General features: G+C 72.3%; 10 protein-coding genes. 5 read left to right on the top strand and 5 right to left on the bottom strand.

What is annotated here, in order from left to right:
* Window positions 1-75: 75 nt before the first annotated feature.
* From EG812_RS15705 to EG812_RS15715, 3 genes are all read right to left on the bottom strand, one after another.
* Window positions 76-498, bottom strand: coding sequence for an SgcJ/EcaC family oxidoreductase (locus EG812_RS15705; RefSeq protein ID WP_013733453.1), 423 nt, complete (start codon window positions 496-498; stop codon window positions 76-78).
* A 566-nt stretch (window positions 499-1,064) separates the two neighbouring features.
* The gene (locus EG812_RS15710; RefSeq protein ID WP_126711960.1) at window positions 1,065-1,694 is read right to left on the bottom strand and encodes a copper resistance CopC family protein; all 630 of its coding nucleotides are present in this window, start codon (window positions 1,692-1,694) and stop codon (window positions 1,065-1,067) included.
* 9 nt (window positions 1,695-1,703) lie between these two features.
* Window positions 1,704-2,294, bottom strand: coding sequence for a hypothetical protein (locus tag EG812_RS15715; protein ID WP_043720646.1), 591 nt, complete (start codon window positions 2,292-2,294; stop codon window positions 1,704-1,706).
* Between the two features lie 239 nt (window positions 2,295-2,533).
* Here EG812_RS15715 and EG812_RS15720 point away from each other — a divergent pair, with 239 nt between their 5' ends.
* Together EG812_RS15720 and EG812_RS15725 are read left to right on the top strand one after the other, a co-directional pair.
* Window positions 2,534-3,760 carry a ricin-type beta-trefoil lectin domain protein gene (locus EG812_RS15720; protein WP_126711961.1) on the top strand — a complete coding sequence of 409 codons (1,227 nt, stop codon included), beginning with the start codon at window positions 2,534-2,536 and terminating at the stop codon, window positions 3,758-3,760.
* A gap of 269 nt (window positions 3,761-4,029) precedes the next feature.
* A complete protein-coding gene (locus EG812_RS15725; protein WP_126711962.1) occupies window positions 4,030-5,760 on the top strand; it encodes a hypothetical protein in 1,731 nt (576 codons plus the stop codon).
* Here EG812_RS15725 and EG812_RS15730 read toward each other — a convergent pair.
* Window positions 5,745-7,853, bottom strand: coding sequence for a hypothetical protein (locus EG812_RS15730; RefSeq protein ID WP_233579494.1), 2,109 nt, complete (start codon window positions 7,851-7,853; stop codon window positions 5,745-5,747). The genes EG812_RS15725 and EG812_RS15730 overlap by 16 nt on opposite strands.
* A 240-nt stretch (window positions 7,854-8,093) precedes the next feature.
* Here EG812_RS15730 and EG812_RS15735 point away from each other — a divergent pair, with 240 nt between their 5' ends.
* Entirely contained in the window at window positions 8,094-9,623 is a 1,530-nt protein-coding gene (locus EG812_RS15735; protein ID WP_126711964.1) for a S8 family serine peptidase, read from the top strand.
* Between the two features lie 107 nt (window positions 9,624-9,730).
* Here EG812_RS15735 and EG812_RS15740 read toward each other — a convergent pair whose 3' ends face one another.
* On the bottom strand, window positions 9,731-11,368 hold the full coding sequence (locus tag EG812_RS15740) for a ricin-type beta-trefoil lectin domain protein (RefSeq protein WP_126711965.1): 1,638 nt from the start codon (window positions 11,366-11,368) through the stop codon (window positions 9,731-9,733).
* 353 nt (window positions 11,369-11,721) lie between these two features.
* On the opposite strand from EG812_RS15740, the gene EG812_RS15745 reads away from it, so the two are divergent.
* Both EG812_RS15745 and EG812_RS15750 read left to right on the top strand, forming a co-directional pair.
* The gene (locus tag EG812_RS15745) at window positions 11,722-12,291 is read left to right on the top strand and encodes a sigma-70 family RNA polymerase sigma factor (protein ID WP_013733462.1); all 570 of its coding nucleotides are present in this window, start codon (window positions 11,722-11,724) and stop codon (window positions 12,289-12,291) included.
* A gap of 89 nt (window positions 12,292-12,380) precedes the next feature.
* Window positions 12,381-13,283 carry a zf-HC2 domain-containing protein gene (locus EG812_RS15750; RefSeq protein ID WP_158632516.1) on the top strand — a complete coding sequence of 301 codons (903 nt, stop codon included), beginning with the start codon at window positions 12,381-12,383 and terminating at the stop codon, window positions 13,281-13,283.
* Window positions 13,284-13,353 lie beyond the last annotated feature (70 nt).

Below are 13,353 nucleotides of genomic sequence, written 5' to 3' on the forward strand. Positions count from 1 at the left end.
TTCACTCGAAGATGGGACACCTTGGACGGCACCGGTCAGCGGGGCCTTCGACCGGGTGCCGAAGGACGTGCACAGTCAGCGCGCGTCGCGCGGGCTGTTCTGGTACGCGGTCAACTGCCAGCCGTTCGGGGTACGGACCAGCAGCCAGGAGGCGCGGATGGCCCGCTCGGCGGCCACCTCCGTCTCACCCGGGGCGAGTACGCCGCCCTCGGTGAGCAGCAGCGCCACGTCGGGACCGAGGAAGCGGATGTCGAAGGGCTGCCCGGTGACGCGGGTCCCCTTGTAGGGGCCGGCGAAGCCCTGCGCCATGAAGTCGCGGATGTCGTCGCGGCCCTTGCGGGTCACACCGGGCAGGATCATGGTGCCGTCCGGCGTGAAGAGACCGGCGAAGGTGTCGGCGTCGTTCGCCGCCCACGCCTGCACGACCCGCTCGGGCAGGGCTGCGACAGCGGCCCGGTCGTCGGCGGACACCTGCGGTCCGAGGCTGTTGGTGGTCACGGGTGACTCCTTCCGTCAGAGGCGCGTCGGGCCTCAGATGGTGCGGGTGTCCGGGGCGAGGATTGCGGCATTCCAGACGTCGGTGGCTGGCACTGCGCACTCCTCGATGTCGGCTGGTCGGCGACTCCAAGCCGTGGGCACCCTGCTGCGTGTTGAGGGCGATCCCGCCGGAAGCGGGTGCCGGACGGCGCAGCCCGTCACCTGTGAGAATCACAGTGGCGCGGCGGCCGTCGCATCTCTCCGAGTGCGTCACTGGACGGTGCTCCGCCGCACGTCAGCGCAATGATGACCGCCCGGATCGGCGCGTACGGTCGCCGTCGTCGGTCGCCGTTCGCCCGATTCGCAGGCCGGGCCACGAATGGACGTGCGATCGACGGCAGTCGACACGTTCGCGCCGGGTGGAGGCCCTCGCAGCCACCACCTTCGTCGTGCTCACGGCCGTGGGACAGCCGGTGCGCACACCCGAGGATGCGAGGGGTGGGAGCAGGCTCTACGGCCATCGCGACGTCAGTGCACACAGGACCGGCCCGGTCGGTGATCAGCACCGACCGGGCCGGTCGAGTGGTTCAGCGGCCGGCGGGCTCGTCGGGTGACCCGTCGAGGTGACCGGAGGCGGCCGAGACGGTCGACGCGCGGGCCGGTGGTCGTCGGTGACGGGCGGGCCGGCGCAGCAGCAGCGCGAGGACGACGACCAGCACCAGGCCGTCGATGACGAGGAGCGTGGCGCCCAACGGGTCGATGCCGTGAGCGTGGTCGGCGTCGTCCAGGATCGGGTCGGGGACGTCCACGATGCCCTGGGGCGGTGCGCCGGTGCCGACGCTGAAGCGCAGGATGCCGGTGGCGTCCTGTCCGTTGGAGAAGGTGATGTGGTAGGCGATGCTGTAGTCGCCCGGGTCGGTGAGCCGTACCGGTTGGCGCAGCCCGGTCTTCCCGTCGGCGCGTACCCGGCCGTCGTTGACCGCGTTGCCGGTGTTGTCGCGCACGGTGACGTGGGACAGCACCGAGTCGGCGCCGGTGGACAACCGCAGGGTGACCGCGTCCGGCGGGGAGGTCAGCGCGGCACCGTCGCCCGGGTCCACCGAGAGGACCCGGGCGGGGGTGCCGTCGGACTGCCGGACGACCGCGGCGACGGTGAGGGCGACCCCCACGGAGGCGAGGGCGGTGACGATGGCCAGCGTGCGGCGCCCGGCAGACATGATGGCCGGTCAGCTGCCGGAGTTGGTGGCGGCGAGCCGTTGACGGCCTTCCAGGGTGCAGTTGCATCGTTGCAACTGCAACTCCTGCTCGTTGGGGCGCAGGTGCAGGTACATCGCGACCAGCATCGGCAGGAACACGATGGAGTTGTAGAACAGGTGCAGTTCGACCCGGGGGATCAGGAGCTGGGCGAAGCTCGTCGGCACCGACGTGCCGGGCAGCAGGAAGCCGGCCTGCACCTGCAACAGCAGGAACAAGTGCTCGATGTGGTGCCAGAACTGGATCGCCAGGGCGATCGTCCACCAGGTGCGGGCCCGCCCGACGAAACCGGGACGCAGGGCGAACAGACCGATGAGCATGACGATCGCGTACCCGTAGTGCAGCCACTCGGAGCTGACCAGCCAGGGGAACGGCATGCCCAGGACGCCGCGCGCCTGTGGCCGGGCCCAACCCAGCACCCAGATCTGGTACGCCTGAACCAGGTGCTCGGCCCAGTGGGCTAGCACGATGACCATGTACAGCCCCAGAACCGCACGGTGATGCGCTTCGTTGATCGCGCCGATCACCCCACGCCGAGCGGCATGCTCCTTGGCCACTGTCATGTGGACTCCATCCAGAGAGCTGGGTAATTTGACGACTACGTTAGGTGCCCGCGTACGCGATTCGCTTACTCGTAATTGCGCATTTATCGATCTTTGCCGGTTGGTCGACATCGATCTCCGCCAACCAGGGCCAGGTGCGGTTGAACCGAGGGGCGTCGTGCGCCGTCATGCGGGCGTGCGCCGGTCGCACACACCCCGCGGACCTGGTGGGTCCGCCTGTTCAGCCAGCGGAGGGCGGCATGACGGTGAGTACGGGCTCGTTCCCGGGCGGCAAGGCTCGACTGGGTGGGAGGATCGCCCTCCTGACCATCCTGACGCTCGCCCTCGGTCTGGTCGTGGTCATGTCGAGCAGATCCGACGCGGTCGTCGGGGAACGGGTCACGTTCGTCAACTCCACCGGCGAGACGTTGTGGATCGGTGCGGGGGAGAGCGCCGACGGCTCGCGACCGATCACCGGCCTGCCCGTCCTGCGCCCCGGAGAGTCAGCGACCATCGTCATCCCGGACGACGGTCGGCCGGGCCACTGGCGTGGACGGTTCTTCGCCCGGCAGCGGTGCAGCGGAGAACCCGGCAGCACCTTCCGCTGCCTGGTGGGTGACTGCGGCGTCCACCCGGACCGCTGCGAGCGAGGCGCGGAACCGGTCAGCCTGGCCGAGTTCAACTTCGACCAGCACAACTCCGGGGCGCCCTGGTACAACGTCAGCTACGTCGACGCGCTCTCGTTGACGATCACGATCGAGACGCCCGGCGGCCCGCCCGCCCCGGTGGCGGGCACCTGCGTCAGGTGGGACTGCTCCGGTGGGCAGTTGCTCGCGGCCTGCCCCGAGGCGCATGCGGTGATCGACCCCCAGCGCGGCGACCGGATCAACTGCGTCAACCCGGAGCGGGACTCCGAGAGCGCCTACACCGCCGCGCTGCGCCCCTTCGGTCCGCGCGCCTACCTGTGGTCGACCCACGACCGGGTGCCGGGCAACGAGACAGTGCTCAGCTGCCCCGGGTGCGCGGACTTCGTGGTCACCTTCCGGGGCGGCGGGGCTCCCGTACGGCGGACCGTCGAGCAGCCCGCCGGGCCGCCCGCCTCGACCTTCGCGCTGCGCGGGTACCAGGGCAAATGCATCGACGTGCCCGGCGGCATCTCCGCCGACGGTGCCGGATTGCAGCTCTGGAGGTGCAACGACAGCCCGGCCCAACGGTTCTCGCACGGCCCCAACGGGTCCCTGATGGCGCTCGACAAGTGCATGGACGTCGCCTGGGCGTCGCGCGACAACGGCGCCAAGGTGCAACTGGCGCACTGCAACGGCGGTCCGGCGCAGGTCTGGGTCGTCGAGGCCGGGATGCTGCGTAATCCCCACTCAGGCAGGTGCGTCGACGTACGCGGCGGCAACACCGCCGACGGCGCTGCCCTCCAGACCTGGGAATGTGCCCCCGGTCGGGCCAACCAGACGTGGCAGCCGGTGGGCCGCTGAGCCCGCCCGGATTCCACCGGTGCGATGATCCTGCCCGTCCCCGGCGGAGATCCCGCCGACGGGACTGGTGGGACCCGGTCCACTGGGCAACGTCGCTGACCAGACGGGTACGCACGGCCCGCCCCCCGGTGGGCCGCGGCGTGCGAGGAGACGGAGAGACAGGAATGCAGTCAGCTGGTCGGGGCCGGGCGTCGAGGTCGGACCCGCAGATACCGGCGAGCTCGCACCTGGTGCGCGGTCGACGGGCGAGTCACTGGTGGGCCTTGTCGGTGCTGCTGGCGGTCCTGCTCATCCCGGTCGCCGCGCAGGCGCCGGCCACCGCCGCCGTGCCCGAGGAAACCGGCAAGTACTACGTCGTCGGGCCGCCGGTCGACGGCCAGCGGGACTACCTGTACAGCATCGCGCTGCGGACCCTCGGCAACGGCAACCGCTTCCGGGAGATCATCGAGCTCAACCGGGGCCGGGAACAGCCCGACGGAGCGACGTTCACCGACGGCGTCGAACTCGCGCCCGGCTGGATCCTCGTACTGCCGAAGGACGCGGACGGACCAGGGGTACGCACCGGCCGCCTGCCCGCGATCCGCCCGCCGGCTCCGCGATCGACGCCGAGCCCGTCGACACCGTCGCCGCGTGCCGGGTCGCCCTCGCCGACCCTGCCGCCACCCTCACCGTCCCTTCCGCCACCCGCACCGGGCGGTGCCGCCCCGCCGCCGGCCACGGCAGCTCCGGCCGGCGACCCGACCGCCCCGGCCGACCGCACCCCATGGATCCAGGCCGCGCCGTCGAAGCTGGCCGATGCCGCCCCCGATCTGGTACGCGTCGGGGCCGGAGCGCTCGCCCTGGTGCTCGCCGTCGTCGCGATCCTGGTGCTGCCCCGACGGGCGTACCGGATGCGCTCGGCGACCCTCGACGACGGCCCGTGGCCGCCGCAACGCCACCACACCCCCACCCCGGCCGAACTCGCGGCCAATTCGGACACCCCGCCGGCGTCCCCGCCTGGCTCTCCCGCCTTTCCGCCTGCCCCACCCGCGTCCCCGCCCGATCCTCCCGTGCCCTCGCCTGCCCCACGCGCGTCCTCGCCCAACCCCCCGGCGTCCGCGCCTGATGCCCCGGTGGGCTCGGTATCGGCGGCACAGCCATCGCCCACCGTGGCAGTGCCGATGACTCCGTCGGCGGCACCCGGCCGGTCGACGCCTGCCGGGCCGCCGCCGTCGGCTCGGCCCGATCCCGCCAAGACCGCCGCTCCGCCTGACCCCGGGCCGGGTCCCGCGTCGTCGACGCCCCCGGCGGAATGGCCCCCGATCGCTGCCCCGCCGTCAACGGCATCAGCCGCCCCGTCGGCAGCCGTCCCCGAAACCCCACCAGGCACCCCAACGACCGCGTTGCCGGCGACCACGTCCGCCGCCCCGGTGGCGACAAAGCGGCCGACGACGGGGGACGAGGGTGGGTCGGCCCGACCGGCGCTGCCGGGCGAGGGCGAGGTGCCGTACGTCCGGACCAACCTCGCCACCGACCTCGGCCCGATCCTGGTGCGGCTGGTCGGCGTGACGACCGGTCCGACCACCGCCGCCTACGCCTGGCTCGCCGACGATGAGCCGGTGCCCGCCGCGACCGTGCCGTTGGTGCTGGGCCGCCGGGGCCCGTGGCGCCTGCAGATCGACCTGCGCCGGGCACCGGACGTCTTCACCCTGGTCGGTGTCATGGACGACTGCCGCCGGCTGGCCGCGACCTATGCCCGGCAGCTGCGTGAGGCCGGGGTCGCCGTCGCCGTCGTCGGTGACGCGCTCGGTGCCGAACCTCCTGACGGCTGCCGCCGGCTGGCCACCTGGGCTGCGGCGGACGACCTCGGGCCCGAGCCGTACGTCGTGATCGGCGCAGGGGTGCCGACGGACGGTGGTGCGGGCCTACCCGGCCTGGCCGCCGGTTCCCGGGGCCGCTGCATCCCGCTGGTGATCGGTGCCGTGCCGTACGGCCGGTGGTCCGCTCAGCTCGGCGGCTGAAGCCGGGGCAGGACGCTCGGTAGCGGACCCTGATCCAGGCGGGGCACCCGCTGCCAGGCACCTGCCTCGGCCCGGTACGCGCGCCGCACCCGCACCCGGGGGTAGGAGCGGCTGGCCAGGATCAACTCCACCTGCGCGGCGCGCAGCGCCTCGGCCCGGCTACGGACCCGGCTCAGCGGGGCGAGCAGGTCGGCGGTCGCCGTCACGTCGATCGTGCGTCCCCTCGGTACCCGCAGTTCCACCATCAGCCGCCCTGCCGTGACCGGCGGCTGGCGACGGTACAACCGCAGCCAGTGACGCGGCAGGCGAACACGGTCGGCGGGCAGCAGCGCGTAGGCCCGACGGGTGCCGAAGGCCGGCCAGCGTCGTACCTCGTGGGGCAGCCCGGCGGTCAACCGGGCCGGGGAGCCGCACCGGATGGAGAGCGGCTCCGGCGCGCATTCCCCGGTCGAGGTCAGCTCGCCGGCAGGGTCCACCGTGAAGGTGTCCACCGCGACGACCCGGTCCAGCCGCGCCGCCGGCAGCAGGTACGCCTCCCGCAGCCCACGCAGGTGTTGCAGGCGCGCGGGCAGCCGGGCGCGAAGCGCGGACATCGGAATCGCCCCGCCCGGATCCACCCGTACCCGCAGCAGTTGGCGGCCCTCGGGCACCGACCGTGGGTCGAGGAAGGCGAGCAGGAAGAGTTCGGCACCGGGCAGACCCTCGCCGACCGTCTGAGCGTCGACCGGTGAGGCGACGAACGCCTCGAACCGCTCGGCGTTGACCTGCTGCCCCGGGGACAGCCACCGCAGACCGTACCCGGGCGGGCGACGATCCTCACCGGTCAGCGCGGGACGAGCCAGCGGAGTCGCCGGAACACCCGCCCTCGCCGACTCCGCCGCGGCCAGCATCCGCTCCACCGGCTCGTCGGCCTGCGCCGACACCTGCCTCGTCGGCCCGTCGGCGTCTGCCGACACCTGCTCCGTCGGCTCGGCGGTCTGCGGGATCCGGTCGGTCGGTTGCGTGGCCGTGGTGTCCGGTGACGGCTCGACTGGTGGGGGAGCGGGGGATCCGACGGCCGGCGACGGGTCGGTCTGCTCGGCCTCGATGTCGGGTGGGGACGCCGGATGCACCGTGAGGCTGAGCCGGGCCGACGCCGGCACGAGCAGACCGGTCGGGGTGGTCCGCAGTGCCGGCGGACCGGCGGCGAACGGCGGCCGGTACGCGTGCCACTCGGCGGGCCGACCCGCATGGTCGAGTGCCCGTAGATCGTGGCGGCCGTCGACGAGTTCCGCGCTACCACCCGGCGGCGGGGTCCAGACCGTGGCGCCGGTGGTCTCGGCCAGCTCCCGGGCATGGGTGCCGAGGCTGTGCTGTTCCTCGGGATCGGACGGCCAGGTCAGCCAGAGCCGCAGATCGCTGCCGTAGAGCGGCAGGTCGCCGAGGAGGGCGGCGAGCTGGTCGCCGCGGTAGACCCGCTGCGTACCGCCGTAGTCGCCGACCAGGAAGCCGCCGGCCCGCGCGGTGACCGCGACTGTCACCAGCCCGCCCACGGTCGTGCCGAGCCGGTGCGCGGTGGCCCGCCGGGCGACGAAGTCGGCCCGGGTGGCGAGGACGGCGCCGCCGTGCAGAGGCAGACTCACCACCCCCTTACGGGGACGGACCAGACCACGTTCGACGGTGAACCAGCCGGGCAACGGCGTGGCCAGGTCCGGCGGCTGGATCACCAGCCAGTCCCGGGCCCGGCGGGCCTCGCGGTCGACCGGCACCGCGTGCAGCGGTCCGCCGCGCCCACCGTGCTGCCGGATCTCCGCACCCTCGGGGCTGATCAGCACGTCGTGGGCGAGCAGCCCGGCCACCTCGCTGAACAGTTCGGCGTGCCGGGCACCGTCGTCGGTGAGGATCCGTACGTCGTCGGCGGCCTCGCCGGAGCGCAGCACCAACTCGGTGATGGCCCGCGCGGTAAGCGGCCGGTCGGGTTTCGTCGGCAGCACCAATCCACCGCGTGCACCGGAGGTCAGCCAGAGATCGAACAGGCCGGGGATCCGCCGGTGGCGGCGGGGGTCGAAGCGGTGTGCAACCACCGGCTGGTCATCGTCCGCGTCGATCGTCATGGTCGTGGCGTACATCTGCTTTCACCAACGTCCGCAGGTTTACAGCGTGCGGGTGACGGCCGGCGAACCACCACATCATCTGGTCTCGTGGCCCTTGCGTCATCATGACGATGGTCACTGGCCGCTGGTTCAGCCAAGTTCGAGCGTTTTTTCCTCGATCGTATTGAACGGATACGGTCCAGATCCGCTGTAGAGCGTGTCGGCCGGGCTTTCGGCCGGGCTACTGAAGGAGGAACATCAGTGCTGGCGAAGCGCCCCAACGTAGGACGCCTGCTCGCGGGCATGGTGGTCGTCTGCTGCATGGTCGTGGCGATGGCCGGCACGGCGACAGCCCGGAAGGCGCCACTGGACCCGCAGGCGTACGTCAAGTACTACGTCGTCACGTCGGAGTACCAGGGTCAGCCGGAGAACCTCACCGCGATCGCGACCCGGTTTCTCGGCAGTGGTGAACGCTCCGCGGAGATCTACAACCTCAACGCCGGCCGGGTGCAACCCGACGGGGCGAGCCTGACCGACCCGGCCCGACTCAACCGAGGCTGGTATCTGGTGCTGCCCTGGGACGCGGTCGGCGAGGGGGTGACGTACGGGCAGATCCCGTCCGAACCGAACAAGCCCACCACCAGCCCTCGGCCCAGCGGCACCGCGAAACCCGGCACCGCCCCGACGTCCGCCACCAGCCCGCCGCCGGCCACCAGCCCGTCGCCGTCGCGCAGCCCTGGCCAGAGCCCGTCACCGTCGGGTACCGGCAGTACCGCGGGGTGCACGGCGGTCGCCGGCTCCAGCAGCCGTTCCGACTGGGCGCAACTGCGGTTGGCCATCGACGGCGCATGGGATCTCAGCCGGGGCAACGGCGTCATGGTGGCTGTCCTCGACTCGGGTGTGGACGGCCGCATCGAGCAGCTCAGCGGACGGGTCACGGTCGGCGCGGACGTCACCGTCGGCAACGGGCGCGGAGACACCGACTGTCTGGGCACGGGCACCGCGATGGCGAGCATCATCGCCGCGAACACCGGCATTCAGCAGACGCCCGTCGGTCTCGCCCCGGACGCCACCGTCCTACCGGTCCGGATGGTCGGCAGATCGGGCACCGCCCGGCCCACGGACGCGGCGAACGCCATCGAGGTGGCGGTGAGCGCGGGCGCCTCGGTAGTTGCCCTCGGCTCGCATGTGGATCTGTCCGCCCCCGCGGTCGCCGCCTCGCTGACCACCGCGCTCAACCATGACGTGGTCGTGGTGGCGGGCGCACCGACCAAGCCCGTGACGCTGCCGGCGGCCAGCGAGCCCAAGGCCACCGGCGCGCTGCTGCTGGTCGGTGGGGTCGGCGCGGACAACAAGCTGGTCGAGGAGTACCAGCCGGACGCGGTGGAGGTGGTCGCGCCCGGCGCGGACGTGCTCGGCATCGGACCGGGCAAGGCCGGCACGTTGAGCTACAGCGGCACCCGCTTCGCGGTCGCCTTCGTGGCCGGCCAGGCGGCGCTGGTGCGGGCCGCCTACCCGGAGTTGAACGCGACCCAGATCGAGGAGCGCATCCGGGACACCGCCGACGCGCTGGGTGACCAGACCCCGGACGGCAGGTACGGCGCCGGGATGATCAACCCGGCGGTGTCGCTCGCCCGGACCTTAGAGGGCGAGCAGCCGACCGGTGCCGGGTCGAGCGGCGGCAGCGGCGGTGGCGGCGGGATGGCCACCCTCGTCCTGATCGGGGTGGCGTTGCTCGGCGGCGGTGCCTTCCTGGCGTTGGGCCTGCACCGGCGGCGCGCCTACAGCTGATCGGCCGCCTGCAGCTGGTCAGTCGACGGCAGCTGATCGGGCGGTGGCGACGAATCGGGGTACGGACACGGTCCGTACCCCGATGTCGTGTTCTCAGCGGTCCGCGGTCAGCGCAGCTTCCAGGTCTGCTCGGCGTTGCCGACGTAGATCCACAGCTCCAGCGGCTTGTCCTTGGCACCCATCTCGACGTCGACGGACTTGCCGTTGAGGGTGCTGATGATGCCGCCCTTGTCGTTGATCCGCCAGGACTGCGCCGGGTTGCCGCTGCAGATCGCCACCTGGATGGCGGTGCCGTCGGCGGAGTCGCCCCAGGCGATGTCCATGCACAGCCCGCGGGACCGGATGGTGCCGTCGTCGCGGACCACCCACCACTGCGACGGATCCTCCTGGCAACTGCGCAACACCAGTCGGGTGCCGTCGCCGGTGCTGCCGGAGCTGACGCAGAGCCCGGTCCGCGGATGGAAGATCTGCTTGGCCCCGGAGGGACGCTCGGGCTTGGGTGCCGTCGTCTTCGGCGCGGTGGTCGTCGGCTTCGCCTCGTCGGGCTCGGACGGCGCCGTGTTCCGCGATTTCGGGGGCGCCGACGACGGTTTGGCCGACGAACTCGCCTGCGGCTCACTGGCCTCCGGGTCGGGTGCCTGCGAGGACGGCGGTGCGGTGGTGGGATCGGCCGACGGCGCGGGCCGGGCCAGCCGGGTGTCCAGCACGTACAGGTCGGTGAGCGCCTTCACCGCGCGCAGGAAGGTCTCGGTCGGCTGGTCGAAACTGCCCCCGCTCTGCCGTACGGCGGTGGGACCGTTGCGGTAGGCGGCCAGCGCCAGCAGGTACGGATCACCGTCGAGCTTGGACAACTCGTCGATCAGCGCGCACATCGTGGCGCCCACCGCGGGAATCGCCGTCTCCGGGTCCCAGGCGGAGCCACGGCTCGGACCGTAGCTGCGCCACACCTCGGGCAGGAACTGCGCGATGCCGCGTTGCCCGGCCGGACCCAACCGGTGGGGGTCGAAGCCGGACAGCGCCATCACCTGGGCGGCCACCATCGCCGGAGTGATCTGCTCGCACACCGTCCCGGCGGCGACCACCAACGGGACGTACGGGGCGGGTACCCCCTTCGTGTCGCTCGCCGGCGGGGCCGTCGAGGCGGGCACCCCGGGCCCACCGAACTGCTTGAGCTGGCCGTAGTACCCGGCGTAGCCGCTGACCAGGTCGACGTACTCGACGGCGTCGGCGGGTACGCCGTTGGCCCGGGTGACGGCGGGCAGCCCGGCGTGGAAGGCGGCGACCGCCACCCGCCACTGGTCACCGGTGATGCCGGCCAGGCGGAGCTGACCACTGAAGTCGCACATCTGATGGGCCAGCGCCAGCACGTTGGCGGAGATGTCGGAGCGGCGGGCGTCCGGCCATGGCTTCCAGGTCTTCCAGTCCTCGTCGTCCAGACCGGCGATGCCCCTGCCGCCGGAGGCGGTGTCCCGCGCGCGGTTGTCCAGCCCCGACTCGGCCATCAACTGCCCGGCGATCCGCGCCGGGGTGAGCATCGGGCAGGAGCGGGCCGCGGCGACGATGGCGTTGAACTGTCGGTCGGTGACCTTGGTGCCGATCACGGTGTCATCGCGGGCAGCGGCGACCCCCCAGTTGATGGTGGCGACGACGGCGGAGAGGACCGCCAGCGCGGCCAGCAGCGCCGCGAGCAACTTGCGCGGCATCCGGCCGAAACTGAACGTCTTACGTACGAGGTCGGTGGTCACGGGCCATCCCTTTCGGCGTGGCGACACCTGTCGTGACGGATTTCCATCGTCTGGCGTTCACCGCCGACGTGGATTCTCTCAATCGGTGTCGGTCGGGACTGAACCGGCGGTCCCCTTTATCCGTCAACGAGGCAGCGGCACTTGATCGACCCGTACCGTCCGGAATGGAGTAGCACCATGCTGAGCTGGATCGATTCGCCGATCATCGCAGCCGTCGATGTCGTCGCCGCCGGGCGGCCGACCTCGACGGCGTCACCCCGAGTCCGTACGACTATGCTCGCTGTCAGGGCCGCGAGGGCGCGCATCGTCCCCCTGGCCGGCAGGATGCCATCCGTCCGTCAGGGAGGCGGTTTGTGTCGACGGTGCCCAACGAGTCGATCGGACCGTCTTCATCGGACAGCGCCACCGTCGAGACACCCGCCACCGAGACCCTGCTCGGGCAGATCGTCGAGGAGTACCGCCGACCCCTGCACCGGTTCCTCACCCGCCTGCTGCTCGGGCAGCAGGAACTCGCCGAGGACCTCGTGCAGGAGACGTTTCTGCGGGCCTGGCGCAACGCCGACCGGCTCGCCGCCGACCCGTCGAAGATCGCCCCGTGGCTCTACACGGTGGCCCGGCACGTCGCGATCGACGCGATGCGCGCTCGGCAGGCCCGACCACCCGAGGTCAGTCTGCCGGACCTGAACCGGGTCCCCACCACCGACGACGAGATGGACCGGGTGGTGAACGTGCACGCGGTGCGGCTCGCCCTCGGCAAGATCAGCCCGGAGCACCGGGCGGTGCTGATCGAGATGTACTACCGAGGCGCCTCGGTGGCCGAGGCGGCGATGCGCCTGGGGATACCCGAAGGTACGGTAAAATCCAGAGCCTATTACGCGGTACGCGCACTGCACGCCGCCATCGGCTCGACCGAGTCGTCCTGATCCCGAGGTCGCCCGGGCCCAGACAGACACACCGCGTGGTGCCGACCCGTTGAGGAGAGGGCTGGATGCGCGTAGGCGGGGATCACTCCGTGGCCGATCAGGAGAGGCTTGCCCTCTACCTGATGGGCGCCTTGGACGACGCCGAGCGCGAGTCGTTCGAGGCACACCTCGCCGACTGCTGGCACTGCCTCGACGAAGCGGCCGAGATCGGCCCCTCGATCAGTGGCCTGGCCGGTCTCGCCGATGTGGACTGGTCGCTGCCGACCGACGCCGCACCGTCCGACTTCTCCGCCGAGGCGGGTTCGGTGCCGTCCGGGTCCGGCCCGGCGGCATCGACGGACGCGCCCGAGCCCACCGTTCCCGCGCAGGTGCCGTCCCCCGGCGTCGCTGAGCTCCAGCAGACGGACGGTCCCGACAACACCGGCCCGGCCGACGGCACTGCCGGCCCGACCGAGGTGCCGATGCCACGGCAGCGCGGTGGCGCGGCGAGTCCCGCTCCGGTCCGTCCGTCCGGCAGCCGCCCGACCGGTCGGCGTACCTCCGGCACGCGTCCGGCGACGACGGCCGGCTCGTGGTACCGACGGCGTGGGCTCTGGGCCGCGGCGGCGGCGGTGGTCCTGGCGCTGGCCGGCGGGGCGGTGGCGATCAACGAATGGACCACCCGGGCCGACCCGGTGCTGACCGGCACGGGAGAGGCGCCGGGCTACGGGGCCAGCCTCTCGGTGGTCATCACCGCCGGCGACCAGGGCAGTTCCACCATCCGGATCACCGCCACCGGTCTGCGGCAGGGCACCCGGTACCGGCTGTTCGCGGTGACCCGCGACGGTGCCACCCACGTCGTTCGGGACTGGACCGCCACGTCCGGGCCGCAGGAGGTGGCCGGCGAGACGTCCCTGCCGGTCGACGAGCTGTCCTTCATCACCGTCGGGCTCACCGACGGCTCGGCGATCGTGACCGCCCCGATCGCCGGCAGCCCGGCCTCTCCCCGCTGACCACCGGGCCGCACGTACCCACGCCCGGGTTTTCTCAAGTCGCGGGTGAACCGATCGGTGCCCCTGGCCG

Source organism: Verrucosispora sp. FIM060022 (genome assembly GCF_003977705.1).
Lineage (GTDB): Bacteria > Actinomycetota > Actinomycetes > Mycobacteriales > Micromonosporaceae > Micromonospora > Micromonospora gifhornensis.